Origin of the sequence: Streptomyces camelliae, from assembly GCF_027625935.1 — a bacterium.
GTDB lineage: Bacteria > Actinomycetota > Actinomycetes > Streptomycetales > Streptomycetaceae > Streptomyces > Streptomyces camelliae.
The window spans coordinates 9,048,590-9,069,006 of the sequence record NZ_CP115300.1 but is presented as its reverse complement, the minus strand read 5'-3'; the positions used below and the strand labels follow the sequence as shown (position 1 = coordinate 9,069,006).

The 20,417-nt window shown below is 68.2% G+C and carries 17 protein-coding genes and 4 pseudogenes; 7 read left to right on the top strand and 14 right to left on the bottom strand.

What is annotated here, in order from left to right; genetic code table 11:
- Positions 1–16: 16 nt before the first annotated feature.
- Both O1G22_RS41665 and O1G22_RS41660 read right to left on the bottom strand, forming a co-directional pair.
- Positions 17–757, bottom strand: a complete 741-nt coding sequence (locus O1G22_RS41665) for a class I SAM-dependent methyltransferase (RefSeq protein ID WP_270086071.1) — start codon at positions 755–757, stop codon at positions 17–19.
- A 1,209-nt stretch (positions 758–1,966) separates the two neighbouring features.
- Positions 1,967–2,290 carry a hypothetical protein gene (locus O1G22_RS41660; protein ID WP_270086070.1) on the bottom strand — a complete coding sequence of 108 codons (324 nt, stop codon included), beginning with the start codon at positions 2,288–2,290 and terminating at the stop codon, positions 1,967–1,969.
- A gap of 401 nt (positions 2,291–2,691) precedes the next feature.
- Here O1G22_RS41660 and O1G22_RS41655 point away from each other — a divergent pair, with 401 nt between their 5' ends.
- On the top strand, positions 2,692–3,162 hold the full coding sequence (locus O1G22_RS41655) for a hypothetical protein (RefSeq protein ID WP_270086069.1): 471 nt from the start codon (positions 2,692–2,694) through the stop codon (positions 3,160–3,162).
- On the opposite strand, the gene O1G22_RS41650 is transcribed toward O1G22_RS41655, so the two are convergent.
- Complete coding sequence (locus tag O1G22_RS41650) at positions 3,134–4,075, bottom strand: IS5 family transposase (protein WP_270086068.1); 942 nt, start codon at positions 4,073–4,075, stop codon at positions 3,134–3,136. The genes O1G22_RS41655 and O1G22_RS41650 overlap by 29 nt on opposite strands.
- Before the next feature lie 301 nt (positions 4,076–4,376).
- Between O1G22_RS41650 and O1G22_RS41645 the strand changes: the two genes are divergently transcribed.
- The 3 genes from O1G22_RS41645 (at position 4,377) to O1G22_RS41635 (ending at position 6,544) form a co-directional block, all read left to right on the top strand.
- Complete coding sequence (locus O1G22_RS41645) at positions 4,377–4,805, top strand: protein kinase family protein (RefSeq protein WP_270086067.1); 429 nt, start codon at positions 4,377–4,379, stop codon at positions 4,803–4,805.
- Positions 4,806–4,871: 66 nt separating this feature from the next.
- Positions 4,872–6,110, top strand: a complete 1,239-nt coding sequence (locus O1G22_RS41640; protein WP_270079380.1) for an IS256 family transposase — start codon at positions 4,872–4,874, stop codon at positions 6,108–6,110.
- A 50-nt stretch (positions 6,111–6,160) separates the two neighbouring features.
- Positions 6,161–6,544 (top strand): hypothetical protein, encoded by a 384-nt coding sequence (locus O1G22_RS41635; protein ID WP_270086066.1) that lies wholly within the window; start codon positions 6,161–6,163, stop codon positions 6,542–6,544.
- Positions 6,545–6,640: 96 nt separating this feature from the next.
- Here the strand turns inward: O1G22_RS41635 and O1G22_RS41630 are convergent, their stop codons facing one another.
- The 5 genes and pseudogenes from O1G22_RS41630 to O1G22_RS41615 all read right to left on the bottom strand — a co-directional run bounded on the left by O1G22_RS41630 (position 6,641) and on the right by O1G22_RS41615 (position 11,606).
- Entirely contained in the window at positions 6,641–7,150 is a 510-nt protein-coding gene (locus O1G22_RS41630; protein ID WP_270086065.1) for a hypothetical protein, read from the bottom strand.
- Between the two features lie 418 nt (positions 7,151–7,568).
- Positions 7,569–9,384: pseudogene (gene mobF / locus O1G22_RS41625) on the bottom strand (MobF family relaxase).
- Between the two features lie 91 nt (positions 9,385–9,475).
- The gene (locus O1G22_RS45135) at positions 9,476–9,733 is read right to left on the bottom strand and encodes a DUF6417 family protein (protein WP_487416695.1); all 258 of its coding nucleotides are present in this window, start codon (positions 9,731–9,733) and stop codon (positions 9,476–9,478) included.
- Between the two features lie 239 nt (positions 9,734–9,972).
- A complete protein-coding gene (locus tag O1G22_RS41620) occupies positions 9,973–10,926 on the bottom strand; it encodes an IS481 family transposase (protein ID WP_270086064.1) in 954 nt (317 codons plus the stop codon).
- A 191-nt stretch (positions 10,927–11,117) separates the two neighbouring features.
- On the bottom strand, positions 11,118–11,606 hold the full coding sequence (locus O1G22_RS41615) for a MarR family winged helix-turn-helix transcriptional regulator (protein ID WP_270086063.1): 489 nt from the start codon (positions 11,604–11,606) through the stop codon (positions 11,118–11,120).
- A gap of 87 nt (positions 11,607–11,693) precedes the next feature.
- Here O1G22_RS41615 and O1G22_RS41610 point away from each other — a divergent pair, with 87 nt between their 5' ends.
- Together O1G22_RS41610 and O1G22_RS41605 are read left to right on the top strand one after the other, a co-directional pair.
- Positions 11,694–12,281 carry an NADPH-dependent FMN reductase gene (locus tag O1G22_RS41610; protein WP_270086062.1) on the top strand — a complete coding sequence of 196 codons (588 nt, stop codon included), beginning with the start codon at positions 11,694–11,696 and terminating at the stop codon, positions 12,279–12,281.
- A gap of 22 nt (positions 12,282–12,303) precedes the next feature.
- Positions 12,304–13,266 (top strand): annotated as a pseudogene (locus O1G22_RS41605) (IS5 family transposase).
- On the opposite strand, the gene O1G22_RS41600 reads toward O1G22_RS41605, so the two are convergent.
- The 3 genes from O1G22_RS41600 to O1G22_RS41590 form a co-directional block, all read right to left on the bottom strand.
- Positions 13,235–14,397, bottom strand: a protein-coding gene (locus tag O1G22_RS41600) for an IS3 family transposase (RefSeq protein WP_270084189.1) whose coding sequence is annotated in 2 segments (ribosomal slippage) — positions 13,235–14,110 and positions 14,113–14,397 — 1,161 coding nt in all. Because the reading frame shifts where the segments join, the coding sequence is not laid out codon by codon here. The pseudogene O1G22_RS41605 and the gene O1G22_RS41600 sit on opposite strands and share 32 nt — an antisense overlap.
- Before the next feature lie 61 nt (positions 14,398–14,458).
- Entirely contained in the window at positions 14,459–15,016 is a 558-nt protein-coding gene (locus O1G22_RS41595; protein ID WP_270086061.1) for a GNAT family N-acetyltransferase, read from the bottom strand.
- Between the two features lie 433 nt (positions 15,017–15,449).
- Positions 15,450–16,706, bottom strand: coding sequence for an alpha/beta hydrolase (locus O1G22_RS41590; protein WP_270086060.1), 1,257 nt, complete (start codon positions 16,704–16,706; stop codon positions 15,450–15,452).
- A 130-nt stretch (positions 16,707–16,836) separates the two neighbouring features.
- On the opposite strand from O1G22_RS41590, the gene O1G22_RS41585 reads away from it, so the two are divergent.
- Complete coding sequence (locus O1G22_RS41585) at positions 16,837–17,283, top strand: MarR family winged helix-turn-helix transcriptional regulator (protein ID WP_270086059.1); 447 nt, start codon at positions 16,837–16,839, stop codon at positions 17,281–17,283.
- Positions 17,284–17,380: 97 nt separating this feature from the next.
- Here O1G22_RS41585 and O1G22_RS41580 read toward each other — a convergent pair.
- The 3 genes and pseudogenes from O1G22_RS41580 to O1G22_RS41570 form a co-directional block, all read right to left on the bottom strand.
- Positions 17,381–18,234: pseudogene (locus O1G22_RS41580) on the bottom strand (IS5 family transposase).
- A 148-nt stretch (positions 18,235–18,382) separates the two neighbouring features.
- The gene (locus O1G22_RS41575) at positions 18,383–19,021 is read right to left on the bottom strand and encodes an ankyrin repeat domain-containing protein (protein WP_270086678.1); all 639 of its coding nucleotides are present in this window, start codon (positions 19,019–19,021) and stop codon (positions 18,383–18,385) included.
- Between the two features lie 229 nt (positions 19,022–19,250).
- A pseudogene (locus O1G22_RS41570) lies at positions 19,251–20,093 on the bottom strand (IS5 family transposase); the annotation flags it as partial.
- Between the last annotated feature and the right edge of the window lie 324 nt (positions 20,094–20,417).

The following is a 20,417-nucleotide window of genomic DNA, read 5'->3' as shown; positions in this document are numbered from 1 at the left end:
CTCGGTGCGGCGGTGCTTACGGTTTGTGGGTTACCCAGATCATTTCTGCCGGCCAGCGGTATGCCCAGTCAGGCGGGTCGGTTTGGTTGTAGCCGTTGGCTGTTCCGGGTTCGGGCCGCGGCTCGATGAGGTCGTCGATGACGAGACCTGCGCCGCGCAGGACCTTGATCCAGTCGCCGTAGGTGAGCTGATAGCTGACCGCGCCCTGGTCTTCGGCGATGGTGTCCAGCCCGAAGTAGTCCTGGTGCAGCGTCGTGGTTACGCGGCCGGCGGCTTCGTCGTAGCAGGCTTCGAACCATGGGCTGGCGACGTTGAACACCAGGCGTCCACCGCGGCGCAGGATGCGTGCGGCCTGCGGGACGGCCAGGTGCGGCGGCGCCCAGCTAAGCCCGCCGTAGTCACAGAACACCAGGTCGAAGCTGTCGGCGGCGAACGGGAGGTGTTCGGCGGCGCCTTGCACCAGCGGGTAGCGGGCCGCTCCCATCGCGCGAGCTGCCGCGGCGAGCTGGGCTTCGGACAGATCGAGCCCGACCACGGTGGCGCCCTCAGCGGCGAGCGCCCTGGACCACTGGCCGGCACCGCAGCCGAGTTCGAGGACGCGCTTGCCGGTGACGTCGCCCAGGGCGTGCAGGTGCGCGTCGGGGATGGCGTACGTGCCCCACAGCCGGGGCGCTGCGCCGATCTGCGGGTCGTGCTCGTGCTGGTAGGCGCTGCTGATCTGGTTCCAGAACCGCCGGTTGGCAGAAATGCTGTCCACGCGCCGACTCAAGCACTGCCTGCCGGGGGCGGTCAACACGATTGTGCTGCGACCGGGAAGGTTCACCGGCGACGCCGATCGCCCCGCCCGTCCAGGCGACACAGCACTGCCGTCACTTCTCGTGAAATCCCCGACAGGCGGACGCTCAACTGCTGCTGAAACTCATCGACAAACGCCGTCGCTGAAAGCGAACGAAACCACCAGGAATGATCCCGGCAAATTCGAGGACTGCATCCGCTGCCGGAGGCGTCGTACCGTCGGCCAGCGGACCCCAGACGGCCCTGTGTGTCCGTCCTGCTACCGGCTGCCCGTCCCCGTCTGCTCCCTGTGCGGACGCGCGCGTCCCTGCTTCGATGCCAGCACCGCGACCCTCTCTGCGCGAACTGCTCCAGGGCGAAACATACCTGCCGCAACTGCGGGAAAGCCGTCAGAGCCCGGGTCCAGACGCCGGACGGCTACGTCTGCCAGAATTGCTTGGGCAAGGACCCGATCACCCATCGCCCCTGCTCTGGCTGCGAACAGATCGGACCCATAGGGCATCACGGCCTCTGCCCACGCTGCGCCTGCCAGCATCGCGTGAGAGAACTCGTGACGGGATCCGACGGTGCTGTCCGCCCCCGTCTGGAAGCCGTGGTCCACGGACGTGCCGCCGCCAGCGAGCCCTCTGCCGTGCTGAGGCGGCTGCGGCCCCGCACGAAAGCCGCCGCGGTGCCGGCCCAACTCGGCACGAAAGGCTGCCCGGTTGACAACGACAACACAGGACCAGTACCGCGCGGACAGAGCCGTACGCTATCTGCACGGCGTGCTCGTCACGGCTGGTGCCCTGCCACAGCGGGACGAACGCATGGTCGCCCTTGAGCGATCCCACGAAGGGATCGTCCAGAACATCGCGGACCCTCACCACCGAAAGCTGCTCCAGGAGTACGCCCGGTGGGATCGCATTGCACGGCTGCGGCGCCGTCTTCGGAGGCACCCGGCCACCCATTCACAGACCGACAGCGTGCGCATGCAGCTGAAAGAGGCCGTACGGCTCCTACAGTGGCTCCGCGAGCGGAGCACCACCCTGAGCCGGTCCAGCCAGCGTGACATCGACCTCTGGCCTTTCGGACGGCACATCCGTCACCCAGCACACACGACCGTCCATGAAGCGGGCCGTCGACCACCATCTGCCGGCGGTCTCAACATCCCGCCGCCGGTTGGCGCAGAGCGTCAGCACCTCTGGACAACGACAAGCGCATCGCCAACGCGAAGACACTGCTCAGCGACACGACGCTCGCCCTCGACCATCGCGTCGCCGGCCTTTTGACAGTGCTCATCGCCCAGCCGGTAGCCACCATCACGAAGATCCGAATCGATCAAGTCATCCGCAACCGGACAGGACTTCACCTGCTCCTGGGACGCGAGTCGCTCCACCTTCCCGAACGGCTCGGCGAGCTGGTCGAGCAGCTCGCCGCGTCCGGTCGGCCACACTCCAACGTCGGAGATGGAGGCTCCAGCCACTGACTGTTCCCCGGCCGGCATCCTGAGCAGCACCTCAGCGCCTCGCCCCTCAGCAACCGACTGCAGAAGGCGGGCATCCCTGGGCAGGCCACGCAGCACTCGGCCCTGCGCGGCCTCAGCCTAGCCCTGCCCGAGACTGCGATCAGCCGGCTACTCGGCATTAGCGTCGTCTCCGTCGACCGCTGGAAGGCTGGCGGCCCATGGGCGAGCTACGCGGCCATGGTGGCCCAACGCCTATAGCCCATCCTCGATCTCCACCTAACGTGTGGCCTTCCGCCGCCATAGCCACACTCGCCCAGCCCAGGCACGTCTCTCAGACGCCATCCGCTTTCCGAACGTGATCGTTTGGTTCGGGCTGGGTGGGCATGAACTCCGGTTTGTAGAGGGAGAGATGGGCGTGGTTCGTCTGTTCGTCTCGCTTGTGGAGGTGGCTGGTGCCGTCGGTGCTCGGTCTGCTGGAGACCCGGGAGAAGAAGGTCCGGGAAGAGGTGGCACGGCTGCGGGAGGAGGCCGAGCGGGTGGAAGCTGCCCTCGGTGAGGCGGAACGGGCACTTCAGCGGCCGGCGGATGCCCGTGTGACGGTGGCCGAGGTGCTGGCCGAGCCGCCCGTCGCGGTCGCGGAGCCGGTGGTGAGTGTGGTGGCGGGGTCGGTGGTGCCCAGACGGACCGAGGGCATGACAGCGACGGTCCTGCCTCCGGACTACCAGCGGATCATGTCCGTGCTGGAGTCGGATGCGGCCCGGGAGGGTATGCGGTGCCAGCAACCGGCCGTGGCCCTGGGCCTTCAGGCGGTTCCAGCGAAGGTCGAGGGGCCGCGGTCGAAGGCGAAGCGCCTGGTAGAACGGGGGTGGGCGCTCCAGGTGCGGCCGGGGGTGTTCACCCCGCTCGGGGCGTCGGACGGCTGAAGGCGCCTGGCCGGCGCCCGGCCAGGCGGCTGCTCATGAGCCTGGTCATGGACCACAGCACCATGGCCTCGTGCATGGCGGGCAGTGTCTCGTAGTCGCGCACCAGGCGGCGCGATCGCATCAGCCAGCTCAGCGTCCTTTCCACCACCGACCTGCGCGGCAGCACCACGAACCCGCTGGTGTCGTCGGTGCGTTTGACGATCTCAAGGGTGAGCTGGAGCTTGTCGGCCGACCAGCCGACGAGCCGACCCGCATAACCGCCGTCTGCCCAGACGAGGCGGACGGAGAAGTACATGGTGCGCAGCTTCTCCAGCAGGGGCAGTGCGGCGTCGCGGTCCTGCACGCTCGCCGCACTCACCGCGACGGCCAGGACCAGGCCCAGGCAGTCCACCACCAGGTGCCGTTTGCGGCCGCCCACCTTCTTCCCGCCGTCCCACCCGGACGTCGAGCGCGGAATGTTCGTCGCCGCCCGCAGTGACTGCGAGTCCACGATGGCAGCCGTCGGGTCCGGCGAGCGGCCCTCCTTCTGGCGGACCTTGTCGCGCAGCCGGTCGTGGAGCTCGGTGAGCAGGCCCGTAACCTGCCAGCGTCGGGCGAACGCGTGCACTCGCCGGTACGGCGGGAAGTCACAGGGCAGGTTGACCCACTTGACGCCGTTGTCGACGACATAGCGGACCGCATCCAGCATGACGCGGTGGCAATAGCCCTCCGGCCGGCCGCCCCGCCCCTGAAGCCACGCGGGGACCGGCAACAGCGGCCGGATGACCTGCCATTCGGCCTCCGTCAGGTCGGAGCCGTAACACGGGACGGGGTCCAGCCCGTCCGCCGCGTTGCCGAACCTGTGCGCGAGACAGTCACACGCCGGAGATGCCGCGTTGGACTCCACGGACGCAAGCGCAACAGACTGCGACACAGGGCCTCCTGGTGCTGCTCGGTTGGGATCGCAACCCCGAGCTAGCAGGAGGCCCTGCCGTTATGCCCCGACCACCGAGAGATCACCCGGACAGGAACCGTGTTCGACTGATCAAGCCTGCCCAGCGGTAAGCGGATGGCGTCTCAGGTCAAAGGGCTGGTGTGTTCGTCTGTCGCGGTGCTCGCGCTGGTCGTGGGCGGCAGTCTGCGGAGTAGATCATCTGGCGGAGTTGTCCTGGGGGCGGATCAAGCGTCGGGACAAGTCATGAGCGTCAGAGGTAGCGATCAGGCAAGGTGGAAGGATGCCTGAGTCGTCCTTGCCTGGAGGTTTCGTCAATGCGGTCGTTCGTGTCGGGGACACAGTACGCCGTCCAGCCTCGGCGAAGTTCGTGGGTGATCTGCTGAGGTTGCTTGAAGCCAGTGGATGGGGCGGTGCTCCGCGGTATCTCGGTGTGGACGAAGAGGGCCGTGAAGTCCTCAGTTACCTCGATGGCCACGTGGCATGGGAGCCGCGGCAACCTGCTGCTGTGTCATCGGACGAGAGTCTGGTGAGGGTCGCCCGGCTCGTGCGTGAGTTCCATGACCTGACGGCCGGCACCCCGCTGGCCGGTGATCAAGAGGTCGTGTGTCACAACGACCTGTCACCCAAGAACACGGTCTATCAGGTTGCGTCCTGGGAAGTGGTGTACGGGTTCGACCTGATCCGGGGGTTTGCTCCCGCGTCGGGGTGACGCCCGCATAGATGAACGGCCACCGGCTGATCTTCGAGATGTCGAGTCACGAAGGAGATCAGCACGATGACCGCACCCGACAGTCTGCCCCTGCACGCCCTCGCGGAGGACAACCTCGCAGCGGCGAGTCCCGATCTGCTGCGCGCGATGGTCAAGACGTTCGCGGACGCGCTCATGTCCGCCGAGGCCGATGCCCTCTGCAATGCTGAATACGGGCAGGTCAGCGACGAGCGAGTCAACCATCGCAACGGGTATCGCCTTCGCGAGTGGGACACCCGCGCGGGCACCGTCGAACTCGCCGTTCCCAAGCTGCGTCAGGGCAGTTACTTCCCGCACTGGCTGCTGGAGCGTCGCCGCCGGGCTGAGCAGGCCCTCATCAGCGTGGTCGCCACCGCCTATCTGCTCGGCGTCTCCACCCGCCGAGTGGAGAAGCTCGCCGAGAGCCTGGGCGTCACCCAGCTGTCGAAGTCCCAGGTCAGCGCCATGGCCAAGCATCTCGACGAACAGGTCGCCGCGTTCCGCAACCGGCCCCTGGACGCCGGCCCCTACGCGTTCGTCTGGGTGGACGCGCTCACGCAGAAGGTTCGCGAGGGCGGCCGCATCATCAACGTCCACGCGCTGATCGCGGTCGGCGTCAACGCCGATGGGCACCGTGAGATTCTCGGCCTGGACGTGGCCACTGCCGAGGACGGCGCCGGCTGGCTGGCCTTCCTGCGCTCCCTGATCGCCCGCGGCCTATCGGGCGTCCAACTGGTCATCTCAGACGCGCACATGGGCCTGGTCAACGCGATCGGGGCCACCCTGCCCGGCGCGAGCTGGCAGCGATGTCGTACTCACTACGCCCGCGCGTTGCTGAGCCAGGTGCCCAAGTCGGCCCAGCCGTGGGTGGCCACGCTGCTGCGGACCGTCTTCGAACAACCCGACATCGATGCAGTCCAGTCCCAGATGCGGCACGTCCTGGACGCATTGGAGGCCAAGTTCCCCAAGGCGGCAGCCCACTTGGACGCCGCTCAGGGCGATGTGCTGGCGTTCACCGCGTTCCCGCGCGAGATCTGGCGGCAGATCTGGTCGAACAATCCGCAGGAACGGCTCAACAAGGAGATCCGCCGCCGCACCGACGTGGTCGGCATCTTCCCCGACCGCACCGCCCTGATCCGCCTGGTCGGCGCGGTGCTGGCCGAGCAGAACGACGAGTGGACCGAAGCCCGCCGCTACATGGGACTCGACCTGCTGGCCAAGGCCCGCCTCCACCCGATCGAGTCAGAAACCGACGACACAGTCATCCCGACGGAACTCACCGCATAGCCTCAAAGAAGAGATCACCGAGTGGCCGTCGATACACCACTCCCGCGGACGTGACCGTCTATCAGCTGTGCAGTGGCGAGCTTCGGCCGGTGGCATTCATCGACTGGGACCTTGCGGCACCAGGCGCGCGGATCCACGACATCGCTCATGTCTGCTGGCAGTACCTAGATCTGGGCCCCGCGGTCACCGACATCGAGAAGGCAGCCCGACGCATGAGGCTGATCGTTGACAGCTACGAGTTGTCCGACCGGCAACGTCTCGTGGCCACGATCTTGTGGTGGCAGGACCGGTGCTGGCGGGGCATCGAGACCCAGGCCGATGCGGGTGACGTCGCCATGACCCGGCTCCGTGTCGCAGGGGCGGTGAGGCAAGTTCAGTCGGCCTATCAGTGGGTTTCCGATCACCAGGACGTATTGGAACGCTCAGTGCAGTAAGCGCGTGGGCAACGGCCGCAGTCGGTTCGCCGGTTCCGTCCGGTGGCGGTCGGATCGTAGGAGGCGGCCGAACCGCAGCGAGCAAGAACCGGGCGGTCAACTCCCCGCTTCTGCTGCCGGCCTCCTGCTCAGGAACTGCTTCGCCGCCTCGATTGCTTCCCCCTTGAGCTCCTCAACGCAGCCTCCCCAGCTCTCCTCCCATTCGTCCAGGTTGAGAGCGCACGAGACGAGAGACTGCAGCTCTTCGGGGTAGCCGAGGTCGTAGGCGATGTCTGCCCAGATGAGGTGGGTGCCAGTGGCGGGATCCAGGGTTCCGTCTGCTATCTGACAGGCGATCCATTGGGCCATCGCCCACTTTGCGGCCCGAGGGTCGGCGGGCGGGTGGAAGAGCAGTCCCAGCTCCTCCAGTACCTGGTCGAAGAGCGCTGGCGCTTCGCATTCCTCGCTCCGGAGAAGGCCGGCCAACATGGCGAGGGAGGGACTCTCGACCTCGGCAATGAGTGCGTCAAGCCCTACTTGGATGAGCCGGTCGGACCCGACGTGCCCACCAAATGCCCGCTCGCGCGCGATGTGGCCGAGCTGCCTGAGGGCGTCATCGCGGGTCATCAGACTCTTCTCGGTCGGCGTCTGGGAGAAGAAGGCTCGCACATCCGCCGACGCTGCTGCATCGCGTTTCTCTTCGCCCCAACCGTGCTGACAGACGATCTTCTCCGTGGACTCCCGCCCACGACCAGCACGAGTACCCCCGAGAACCAATCACACCAGCCTTTGACCCGGGACTTCAAGTTGGCGGCAACTCACTCCCAGCCGGTGGACTCCACTCGGTGGAGTGGATGCCGGGCATCGCCGGTACGTACCGCAGCATCGGGTGCCCGGCATCGGGTGCACGCAGTGGCCGGCCTCCCGGCCGCGGTGCGGTCCGGGCTCCTGCGGGCGGTGCGTCTACTGGTCGTCCTGGCGCGCCGGGTGCGTTGCGTCGGCATCGTCCTGTTCGGCGTAGCGGTCCTTGCGGGCGCGGGAGTCGTCAGTCGCCTTGGTGAACGCGTCCTGGAAGTGGCGCAGCCGCTCGGCCCTGAGACCGAGGGCTTCCACGTCCGTGCGTGACTCCCGCAAGGCCCGCAGCGCCGTCAGGTCGATCGCCCCCGGCGGCCGGCCCCGGCTCCTGGTCGCCATGCTCGGGGCCGACGGCCGGGGGCGCGAGCAGCTGCTCAGGAATCGCTGCCTGCTGGTGCGCGATGACGTCGTACGCCCGGCCCCGCGCAACGGTGACGGTGGTGCGCAGCTTCTCTCGGATCACCGCGCCGGCGAGGACGGCCCCGCTCGTACTGCAGCCAGACGCGGGGTATCTCCCGCTCCCCCGGCTCCAGGTCCGAGGGCCGGGGCGCGGCCGGTGTGCCCGGTTCGGCCGGGGGCTGCCGATCTGGGTCCGGGGCGGTGGTCGGCGGCAGGCGGCAGTCGGGTTCGAGGTCGGCCAGCTACCAGCGGGCGGTGTAGAGGCGTAGGCGGGCATCAGGCCGCGCAGCGTCTTCGGCTCGCTGATGTCCAGGCAGTACGTGGCGAGTGCGGCGTCCACGATTCTCTCGTCCAGGCCCGGCTCGCGGTGACGGCCGCGCAGGACGAGAGCGAGGTGGCGGCGGGCTTCGACGAGCAGGTGCCGGCGGTGGAACCGGCCGCCGCCGTTCGTCACGAACACCGTCGCGGTGACGTCGACGGCCGCCAGTGCGACGTCGACCACGGCGACGGCCCTGACCCGGATCGCCGCCGCTGCGGCGCGGACATATTCGATGAGGGAGTTGATGACGTCGGCGGCCACCCCGGAGGCGCGGATCGCGCTCTCCTTCCGCTCCTTGCGCAGCTTGGCGAGGGGCCGGGCCTTCTGCTTCGGCGGGCGCGTCATCTTCGCGGCAATCCGGTTCAGCTTGGCGCGGGCCCGCTCGGAGACCACGGGCAGGAACCGCGGCTCGCTGTCGCCCTCAACGGCGGTGACGTACTCGTGCTCCAGGTCCTGAAGGCAGGCGGCGATCTGCTCGCTACGCCGGGAGGTCCAGCGGATCAGCCCGCGCGGCACCCCGGCGACGTCCATGACCGGGCGGCGTCCGGCGGTGACGGTGCGCAGCGCGGAGGCCAGCCCCAGCGCCTCACACGCCTCAGCCGTCACGATCTCGTTGTAGAGCGTCGATGCGGCCACCGCGTTCTCGTACAGGACCTCGGAGTGCACCGAGCCCCACTTGCCGTCGGGGCGCTGGGCTTTGACGGACACAAGGAGATGGTCATGCAGGAGCGGCATCCGGGAGCGCGCCTCGTAGTGGCGGAACCGCGCGGCGACCAGACCGTGCACCGGGCGGACCTGGTAGACGCCCTGCGCCCCGACGCGGATGATCGCAGCCTCGTCCTCGATCCGGGCGAGCACGGCGGCAATCGCCCGCTCGTGCGCGGCCTCGATCACCGTCTCCTCGTCCCCGAGCGCCCACAGCAGGGTGAGGGTCGGCTGCGGGCGGAAGACCAGATCGAACCCGGTGACCTTCACCCGGCGGCCGAGCGCCCCGGCCCAGCGCGCGGCTGCGGGCTTCATCCCCAGTGAGTTGGTCGACCTCGATCCGGTCGGCGTGCGGGTGCCGGCCCTTGCCGAAAAGGTTGCGCAGCTGCGCCTCGGTGACGACGTCACCCGCCGCCAGGCCGAGGACCGTAAGGCCCCGGCCCATCCATCGCCCTGCCGGGACACCCGCCTCCTCCTGGCCCTGGGCGAGCGGCGTGCGGGCCAGGCGGCGGCCATCGCCGACGACGACATGGCGCAGGTAGTAGCGGTACACCTGACCAGCGATGATCTTCGCGATATCCATCATGGAGACCACGCCACACCGCCCCGACCTGCGGTAACAGGCCGATCGGCCACACGTCCCGCCAGGCAGGAGCAGCGGCCGAACTCTTTTCTCAGGTGCCCGTCAGGCGGGAAGCGGATCCGGCCAGCGAGCCAGTGTCATCGCTCTCCGGCGGCACCCAGCAGCACCCCGACAACCAGCCGAACAACACCAACGAGCACCGTAGAACACGCACCACCGACTCCATCTGCTCCCCCGTCAGACACAGCGACCAACGGCTGGCCCGACCGCCGAACGACGCCGTACGCACCCGCTCCACCAACCCATCCGCCGGCCGCACCCGCAGCCGCTCCACGGCACCCACATACACCCGCAGCGGCGTCCATCTCCGCAGGCCGCAGCTCCACCAGCCGCTCACCAGCCGCCGGCTCCGCACGCTGCCGAGCGGGAACGGGGCTGGCCTCGGCGTAGACGCCTCACGGGCCCAACCCGTCAAGAGGGACGCTGGGAGGCTTGTGCAGCTTTGCGGGTTGTTCGGACACGGAGGGACGGACTCAAGACCGCTGCCCGAGGCGCATCACCCCGGAGTAGGGCCGGGGAGATCAGGCTCTAGGTGTACTGACCCGTGAGGTTGGGGACGCGGCTGGCGGGTGGTTGCCCTTTCAGCGCGGTGTGGCCGCGGTGGTGATTGTAGGTGTGCAGCCAGCCGGGGAACGCCTCGCGTCGTTCGGTCCCCGAGTGGTAGGGGCGGGCGTAGGCCCACTCCTCGAGCAGGGTGCGGTTGAAGCGTTCCACCTTGCCGTTCGTCTGGGGCCGGTAGGGCCGGGTTCGCTTGTGGGCGATCCCGGCCGCTGCCAGCACGTCGCGCCAGTCCCGGGAGCGGTAGCACGCTCCGTTGTCGGTCAGGACCCGTTCGACGGTGACCCCGGCCTGGGCGAAGAACGTTTGGGCGCGGGTCCAGAACGCGGTGGCGGTCTCCTTCTTCTCGTCGGTGTGGATCTCGCTGTAGGCGAGGCGGGAGTGGTCGTCGACGGCGGTGTGGAGGTAGCTGTAGCCGCTTGCGGAACGGGTTTTGCGGCCGGCCTGCCGGCCCAGCACCTTGTGTCCGCCGCCGTCGGGGATGTTGCCGAGCTTCTTGATGTCCACGTGCACCAGTTCGCCGGGCCGTTGGCGCTCGTAGCGGCGTATGACACGGCCCGTTGCCCGGTCCAGATGCGTCAGGCGGGCCAGTCGGTAGCGGGTCAGCACGCGGTGCACCGTCGAGGGCACCAGTCGGAGCAGGTGCGCGATGCGGGCCGGCCCCCAGCGGCGCAGGAGGCGGACCTTGATGATGCGCCGTTCGGTACGGGTCGGGGTCTGGCGGGGGCTGGTGCGCGGGCGGCTGGAACGGTCGGCCATGCCTGCCTCGCCGAACGCCCGGTAGCGGTCGGCCCAGCGTTGGGCGGTGGTCGGGGAGACCTGGAAACGTTCGGCAGCCCGGCGCAGGGTCCAGCCGTCCTCGACGACGCAGCGGGCCGGACGCAGGCGACCGGTCTCGGTCAGGGGTGCATTACGGTGAGGCAAGAGGGCCTTCTCGGTGCTCGGTGCAGATGTCGCAATCCACACCGAACCCGGAAGGCCCTCACCCGTTCAAGATCCCTCAGCCGAGACCTGGCTCACCCGTCCACAACCTCCCCGGACAGAACACCTAGGGCCTATCTGACAATGCCAAGGGCCGTATCGGCGGCGTCTATGAGGGCGGTGTGGGACGCGGTCTAGGACGCGCCGTCGCTGGCAGCCTCGCTGCGGTGCGGCTCCAGGCGATCGACCGCTTGCTCGCTCCATGCCCGGATGACTGATGCCTGCTCGGGGGTCAGTGAGTCGAGGAAGTGGCGGCGGATGTTGCCGCCGTGCACGAGGATGGCATTCTGGGCGGCGCGGCGCCCCTCAGTGGTCAGCCCGACCCCCGCGCGGCGACCATCGGCCCCGTACTGGGTGCGCTTGACGAAGCCGCGTTTTTCCATGCGCGTCAGCTGATGTGAGACGCGGCTCTTGTCCCAGTCGAGCGACTCGGAGAGCTCGCCGACACGCATCTCGCGGCCGGCGGCCTGCCACAGCGTCACCAGCACGCTGAACTCGGCCTTCGAGATGTCGCAGTCATGCTGTAGACCACGCTCCAGCTCCCTGGTGAGCAGGCGCTGCGCGCGCATCCAGGTATCCCAGAACTCCCACTCCTCGGGTTCCAGCGATCGAGTCTCCGTCATGTCGCTGAGGATACCGCGACCAGCAGAGTTGTCACTTCAACTCCTCTCAATCTAGAGTTGACGCGACAACTCTCCCGGAAGGAAGCCATGCCACTCCGCATCGCAGTCATCCTCGGAAGCACACGCCCCGGACGCCGCGGCGACCAGATCGCCGCCTGGGCACTGGAGGTCGCCCGTGCCCACGGTGGAGCCGACTACGAACTCGTCGACCTCGCCGACCACGACCTCGGCAACCTCGACGAGCCCGGCAACCCGAACTTCCAGCAATATCAGCACGACCACACCCGCGCCTGGGGCGCACTCATCGACAGCTTCGACGGCTACGTCTTCCTCGTCCCCGAGTACAACCACTCCTACCCCGGAGCCCTGAAGAACGCCCTGGACTACGTCTACCGGGAGTGGAACGACAAAGCCGCCGGGATCATCAGCTACGGCGGCTGGGTCGCCGGGGCCCGGGCCGCCGAGGCGCTGCGGCTCGTCCTCGCCGAACTCCAGGTGGCCACGGTCCGCGCCCAGCCCACCATCTCGACACACCCCTCGTTCCACACCGGCACCTTCGTCCCCCAGGAGGGCCTCGACACCGCCGTAGGCGACATGCTCGACCAGGTGATCGCCTGGTCCGGCGCCCTGCGCAGGGTGCGCCAGGCCAAGACGCAGACGCCCACGGCTGCATGAGGCCCAGTTCGTGACCGATCACGTGACAGGACGCGGCGAGCTGACGGACGCAGCATGGGAGGCGCTGAAGCCCCTGCTGCCGGCTACCGATGGACCAGGCCGTCCGTCCGTGGCGCGACCACCGGCAGGCAATCAACGGCGTGTTATGGCGGTTGCGAACAGGTGCTCCCTGGCGTGACCTGCCGGAACGCTACGGGCCGTGGCAGACGGTTTATGAGCGGTTCGCCCATTGGGAGCGGGACGGGACCTGGGCCCGCCTCCTGAAGCAGATTCAGGCGCGGGACGACTCCGTCGGAGCGGTGGAATGGACGGTGTCGGTGGACTCCAGCATCAACCGCTCCCACCAGCACGCGGCCGGCGCCCGGAAAAGGGGGCGGGCGCGAAGGGCGGGCTGGAAGGTTCGGCACGCTCGGCGGCCGACCAGGCGCTGGGCCGCTCCCGCGGCGGGCTGACCACCAAAGTCCATCTCGCCTGCGACGGCCGGGGCCTGCCCCTGGCTGTCGTCCTCACCCCCGGAAACGTCAACGACTGCACCGTGTTCAAAGCGGTGCTGGAATCTGTGCGGGTGCCTCGGACAGGAGCCGGGCGGCCGCGGCAAAGACCCGACACGGTCATCGCGGACCAGGCGTACTCATCACGGGAGGTCCGACAGGACCTGCGGCGCCGGGGCATCCGCGCACTCATCCCGGAGCGGACCGGCCAAAGGGCCAATCGCCAGCACCGTGGCAGAGCCGGTTGCAGACCACCGGCCTTCGACCCCAAGCTCTACAAAGCCCTCAACGTGGTCGAGCGCTGCTTCAGCCGCCTCAAGCAATTCCGAGCCATCGCAACGCGCTTCGACAAGCTGGCAACCCGCTACCGGGCTGGACTCCACATCGCCTCACTCGTCCTTTGGCTCCGCCACCCCGCTCACGAACGATTGGGTCTGATGCAGGTTTGGGTGACAGGTTCGGTTACGCAGCCTGGAGGGCCGGTGTGGTCATGACGGTTTCGTATTCGACAGGTGTCAGCCAGCCGAGCGAGGCCTGTCGGCGGCGTCGGTGGTAGGTCCTCTCGATCCAGGTCACGATCGCGATCCGCAACTCCTCGCGGGTGGTCCAGCTCCGGCGGTCGAGGACGTTCTTCTGCAGCAGACTGAAGAAGGACTCCATGGCCGCGTTGTCGCCGGCCGCCCCGACTCTCCCTATCGATCCGACCATCCGGTGGCGATCGAGGGCCCGGACGAACTTCCGGGACCGGAACTGCGAGCCGCGATCGCTGTGCAGGATGCACCCGTCGACGTGTTCCCGTCGGGCCACGGCGTTGTCCAGGGCGGTCACGGCCAGGCGGGACTTCATCCGCGCGTCGATGGAGTAGCCCACGATCCTGTTGCTGAAGACATCCTTGATCGCGCAGAGGTACAACTTGCCTTCGGCGGTGGCGTGTTCGGTGATGTCGGCGAGCCACAGCCGGTTCGGGCCGGTCGCGGTGAAGCTGCGGCTCACGAGATCGTCGTGCACCGGCGGGCCGGCCTTCCTGCCCCGGCCACGCTTCTTGCCGAACACGCTCCACCAGTTGTTGTCCCGGCAGATCCGCCACGCGGTCCGGTCCGCCATCCGAGCCCCGGCACTACGCGCTTCATCGGCCAGGAAGCGGTAGCCGAATTCCGGGTCCTCGCGGTGAGCGTCGAACAGTGCGTTCGCGCGGTACGCCTCCTCCAGTACGGCGTCGGCCATCGGCTTGTCGAGCCAGCGGTAGTAGGGCTGTCTGGCGAGCTTCAGCACCCGGCACGTCACCGTGACGGGCACCCCGTCCACGGCCAGCTCTTTTACGAGCGGGTAGATCCTTTTCCCGGCAGATGCGCCTGCGAGAGATATGCCGCGGCCCGGCGCAGGACCTCGTTCTCCTGCTCCAGCAGCTTGATCCGCCGACGCGCTTCCCGCAGTTCCGCGCTCTCGTGGCTGGTCACCCCGGGCTTGGGCCCGTCATCGATGTCCGCCCGGCGCATCCACTTCCACAACGTCATCGGGTGGACCCCGAAATCGGTGGCCACCTGCTCGACCGTGACACCCGGGCCGCGGTTCCTCGCGACTCGCACGACGTCTTGGCGGAACTCTTCCGGATAGGGCTTGGGCACAGCGACATCCTTCCCACCCGCCCTGCAGGGCAAGCCAGTTCAGATGTCACCCGATCGTGCATCAGACCCACCCGGCGACCGCTGGTCGGGTGGGAACCCAGAAACGGAGGACGCCGGCGCGTTCGTCTTCCAGGACACCGCCGTTGGACTCGATGACACGGCGGGAGGCGATGTTGCCGGCATCGCAGGTCAGCAGCGCGGCCTCGACACCCAGCGAGGATGCGAACTGCAGGGCCGCGGCAAGCAACGCGGTGGCGTGGTCGCGACGTCGAGCACTGGGACGGATCACATAGCCAATATGGCCGCCTCGCTCGCGCAGTGCGGGGGTCAGCGAGTGCCGCACGGAGGCGAAGCCAAGGAACTCATCGCCCTCCGTCCACCAAAGGGTGCGACCCGTGACCGGGGCCTCGGAGTCAGTTTGCTGTGCGTGCGTCCGTAGGCGGGCGACATAGGCGGTGAAGACTGCCGGGTCCTGCCAGCTGTCGTCGGCGTACTGACGCAAGTCGTTGTCGAGCATGGCCTGCATGCCCGGACCACCTCGGCCTTCCGCACGGAACTCGGCCATCGCCGCCAGGAAGGAAGCCTGCAGTCTGGGCTGCGGACGCGTCAATCGGGGCATGTAGCGAGGTTATTGGGATGGAGAGCGACCTGCATGTGGTTAGTGTGCGCGGGGAGGTACAAGCTGGCACACCGGTCCGCTGTCCAGTACCAAGCCGGTGTCGGCCAGGTCAACGTGGCACGATGCCCGGGCTTAGAGGTTGCACATATAGGCAGGGAGGGGCGCTCTGGCAGGAAGGCAGGCAACAGGTCTCGCGATCACGGAGTTGTGACACTCCGTGACTGCCAGGGAGACCTGTAGCTATCCTGCCATTGCGGCTGACCGAACCGTTCTGGGAGCTATTCGCAGCCCTGCCGTTCGAAGGTCCGGCCTGTGATCCGGATCACCCTGTGCTGTTCGGCGATTCGTCGCTTCAGTTCAACGTAGAGAAGCGCGCGGCCGCTGATTGTCGGCCCCCTCTCCTGCCGATGAACGTTTCATCGATGTCCTGGCGTCATGCCTGGCTGGCGGCGGTGATCTGGGTGGGGGTGGTGCCGAGCCACCAGGTGGGGTTGGCGGTGCCGTCGGCGGTGCGGCCGTCGCTGTGGACGTAGTGGCGCACATCGCGGCCGGGCTCGGCGAACTCGCCGTTCAGGGCGCGTTCGACCCACTCGGCGCCGAAGCGGAAGACCTCGGCGGCGGTGCCGCCCAGCGGGTGGAACTCGTTCTCGTAGACGCGTATCTCCTTGGGTGCGCGCACGCGCTCGTAGTTGGCCAGGGCCTGCTCCAGCACGGTGAGTTCGTCGAACTCGCCGATGCCGTAGAGGACCGGGCAGGTGATCTTCTGGACCAGGTCGCCCAGCGGCATGCGGGCGACCAGCTCGGTGTCGAAGGCGTCCTCGTCGGTGTAGCCGGCCATGAACATGTAGTTGTTCTTGAAGGTGGGCTGGGCGCGCTCGAAGATGGTGGTGAAGTCGCCGGTGACGGCCTCGAAGGCGGCCAGCGCGGCCAGGCGCGGGTCGGTGGCGGCGGCGCGCGAGCCCCAGTAGCCGCTCATGGAGATGCCGAACATGGCGATCCGGGCCGCGTCGACCTCCGGGAGCGAGGCCAGGTGGTCGATGTAGCGGCTGATGGCGCGCTCGTAGTTGGTGAGGTCGACGGTCAGCCCGTTGGCCCGGCTCTCGCCCTGACCCGGGCCCTCGATGGACAGGGCCACGATGCCGCGCGAGGTGTAGTACCGCTCGGCCGCGTAGATGTAGTCCTCCTTGATCATGTCCATCCCGGGGCCGAGGATCACCGCGGGGGCGTTGCGGACCTCGCCGGCGGGCAGGTGGAGGAGGGCGAAGATCTGCTTGCCCTCGAAGTCGAGGACGACGCGGCGCACCCGGTTGTCGCGCAGTGCGCCCAGGCGCTCGACGCAGTGGTTGGCGTGCTCGCGGAAGGCGAGCTTGCGCGGGTCGGTGGCGTCGAAGATCGAGTACTGCGCGCGGCCCCACATCACCGAGGCGCGCACGTAGAGGTCGGCGGCGGTCTGGGCGAAGCCGCCGCGCTCGTGGTGGGCGGCGCGCTCCTCGGCCTGCCCGGCGATGGTGGCCCAGGCCTTGGGCAGCATCACGCCGCTCTGGACCAGGTCGAAGACCTTGTCGAAGTCGGTGTGGTCGTGGCCCAGCTGCTCCAGGGTGCCCTTGGCCTGGGGGTGCAGGGCGTCGAAGCCGCCCTGGGCGAGGGCGATGTCCAGGGCCCAGCTCTGGCCGGTCGAACGAACAGTCATGACAGGTGTCCTCAGGTGAAGGGGAGTGGTAGACGCCCCGCTCGGGCGACGCCTAAGTACTTATTCATTAAGTACTTAGGCTAGGATGGTTGTCAACCCGCCCACCGATCAGCGACACGGAGACCCACTGATGTCCGACACCACCCGCGATGCGGCCCTCGACCAACTCGCCCGCGCCGCCTACAGCCTCAGCGCCGCCGACTCCCGCCTGCGTGGACGCGCCACCCGCACCCCCGGCGCACTCTCCCTCACCCATGCCCGCGCCCTGCGAGTGCTGGCCGAGGTGGGCCCGCTGCCGATCGGCCGGCTCGCCGCCGCCACCGAAACCACCGGCGCCGCCACCACCCAACTGGTCAACGGCCTCGCCGCCGCCGGCTACGTCACCCGCGAACGCCCCGCCGACGACAAAAGATCGGTGCTGGTCGCTCTCACCGACGCAGGCCGAAGCCGCCACCACGAACGCCAGGCCGCCCTGACCCAGGCACTCGACGCCGCACTCGCAGACCACGACACCACTGCCCTGGGCACCGCGACCGACGTCCTACGGCAGCTCGCCGCCATCTACGACCAGCTCTGAAGCCCGCCCGGAGCCAGCCGTCGATCCGGACCAGGCACCGGCCGACAAGCCCGCTCCCGCCAGACGGGTTGCAGGCCGCGCACGCGCAGGCGTGCGGTCATGGTCGGCGGTTGGGGCGTCGTCCCATCGGTGGGTTGTCCCAGGCGCGTCGGATCAGGCAGCGGACGGTGATGACTGTGTCGGCGAGGTCGAAAAAGGCATCGATCACTGTGGTGCGGCGTTCGTAGCAGCGGCCGAGTCGCTGGAACGCATGCTGCCAGGCGTGGGCGCGTTGGACCTGCCACCGTCGGTTCGCTTCGATGGGCGCCTTCCCTCCCTTGTGCGCGATGCGGCCGTGCAGTCCGCGCTCGTCCAGCAGGGCGCGGGTCGGGGCGCAGTCGTAGCCGGCGTCCAGGTTCACGGTGATGTGCTCGGGCAGTGGCCCCAGGTCGGCCAGGCGATCCAGGGTCGGGGCGAGCAGCGGCGAGTCGTGTCGGTTCGCCCCGGCCAGGACCCGGCCCGGACCCGGCCCAGGGGGATTCCGTAACCGTCCGTCATACCTGAGCGTTTCAATCCTCGCTTGCCGCGGTCGGCCGGGGAGCGTCCGGCGACCTCGCCGCCGCCGGGGGCCTCGGTGATCGAGCCGTCGACGGCGATCTCGTCCAGGGCCAGGCCGACGATCCGGTCGTAGGACTCCAGCGCGATCTGCTTGAACCGGGCGAAGACTCCGACTCGGATCCACTCGTCGCGGCGATTTCGGATCGTGGTGGCCGAGCAGGTCGTGTCGGCGATCGCCTGGTAGGAGCAGCCGAATCGCAGCAGTTGCAGCAGCTTGTCGAAGACGATCCGGTCGCTGATGCGGCGGCGGTGGCAGCCCAGCGGATGGGCAGGATCGACCGTCGGGTGCTCGGGCAGCAGCGCCGCGACTTGGTCCCAGAGTGGGTCGGTCAGCCATGATGGCAGGACGGGCACAGGTCCCCCAGTGGTCACAGAGCGTCGTAACTTCATGATCACCGGACCTGTGCCCGCCTTGCTGCCGCGTCCCCTGCACCGTCCATCTGCGCGAGCTCTTATCCGAGACAGGACATGTACGTTCCTTCGGGCCACTCGCACGGGTGAATCAGACACGCGTATTGTCGATCTTGGAACATCCTTGAGGCGTCACCCGGTAGTGCTCTCCGCCGCCGTAGTCCATCCGCGAGCTGGCGTTCACATGCACGTAGTCGTGTTCGAGGTGATAGAAGAAGCCGCCCATCATGCCGATCACCTGAAAGAAGATCTTCACGGACGGCCCCTCCGTGAGGGGGGACAGCGGCGGCAGCAGGTGCTCGATCTCCTCGAAACAGCGGCCGGTCGTCTCCCGCAGCAGCGAGTGGAAGTGGTGCTCCAGTGCGTCCGAAGGAGCGGGAAGCTGCCGCACTACGGCTGGTTCCAGCAGCTCCACCAGATGCGTGTGCCCTCGCCTCCGCGCGACGTCGACGGCGCGCCGTCCGTCCCGCGTGCGCTGCGTCCGCCAGGCACCGTGCGCGATCAGCCTGGAGGCGACGGAGAAGTCCGCGCCGTGCCAGGCCGCCTGATGCAGCGCGGTGAAGCCGCTGCGGTTGCCGGGCCGGGGAAGGTTGACCCACCCCGGATTCTTGCCCAGCACCCGGAAGAGACCGTTCCAATCGGCGTCCCGGGCCATGTCCGCGAACTGGTCCCGCTCGTCCAGGTACCAGTCGTTGAATCGCTCGCGGTCGGTGATGCCGTCCCAATTCATGGTGATCACGTCTGCACGCTAACCCTCCCCCGCTTGGTCCTCCTCGGCGACCCCAGGGCTTCCGGAAGACCACACTGCGGCCGTTGGTGGCTGAGCAACTGGGGCTGCCCCGCCAGACGTCGTCAGCGATGGCGGCGGGATCGGGGCCGGAACACACGAGCCTCGTCACGATGCTCGGTCTCGATGAAAGAGCGTTTTGTCCCAGCGAGGTTGTTTGGTTCGAGGTTCGGGTGTCGCGCCGGTTCGGGGTGGATTCGCTGGTCAGTCGTCGGCTTATGAGGTCGGTCATCGTGACGTGGATTATGGCTTCGGAGCGGTGGGGGTGGGTCTCGTAGTCGCGTGCGAGACGGCGGTGGTGCATCAGCCGGCCGAAGGTGCGCTCGACAACCCGACGTCGGGGAATCACCTTGAACCCTTTGACGCCGGGGTCGCGTTGGACGACCTCGACCTCGACGTCGATGCTGAGGCGGGCGCCGTGTTCGATGGCTTTGGTGCGATAGCCGGTGTCGGCCCACGCTTCGGTCACGCGAGGGGTTGCGTCGGAAATCCGGGAGAGCAGGTGGATGCCGCCGGTGTTGTCGGAGACACTCGCCGCGGTTACCCGGACGGCCGGCAGCAGGCCGAGGGTGTCGACACCGATATGGCGCTTGCGGCCTGCGATTTTCTTGCCTGCGTCGATGCCCTGGCCGGCCGCGGGCACGTTGGCAGAGGTCTTGGTGCTCTGCGCGTCCAGCACGCAGGCGCTCGGCTCGGCATCCCGGCCTTCGGCTTCGCGCACCAGGCGCCGCAGCATGCCGTTGAGCTGGGCGAAGATCCCCTCTTTCTGCCAGGCGGCGAAGTAGCCGTAGACCGTCTCCCAGGGTGCGAAGTCGTGCGGCAGGTAGCGCCAGGGGATCGGCGTGAGGTCGACGTAGAGGATGGCGTCCATGATGCGGCGCAGGTCGTGCTCGGGCGGGCGTCCGATGTCCAGGCCGTTGCCTCTGCGCTCGGCCCGCCAGGCGGTGAGCGTGGGACCGGTCAACTCCCAGCGGGCGTCGGTGAGGTCACTGGGATACGGGCGGTGTCGCGTCATGTTTCGGTAGTACCGTCGGGCACGACGCACCCCCAGGGCGCAAACAGCGTCAACCGGCGCTTCGGGATCAGACAGGAGCGACTCGACTCAAACGGGCAGAGGTATGCAGTCACCTGTCACACAGCCCGCATTGACCACTCTTGCCTCAGAAGTCGCAGACCACTCGTCCCCCGAAGCGCCACCAAACAACCTCGCTAGACTCATGCCGTCGGCGAAGGCGACGGCGGTGTTCTGTTCGTCTGCATGCCGGTCGCGGCACTGGCTGCAGATGCGGCGGACGCGGGCGAGGACCGAGGCGGTGAAGACTGGCGTGACGTCCAGCTG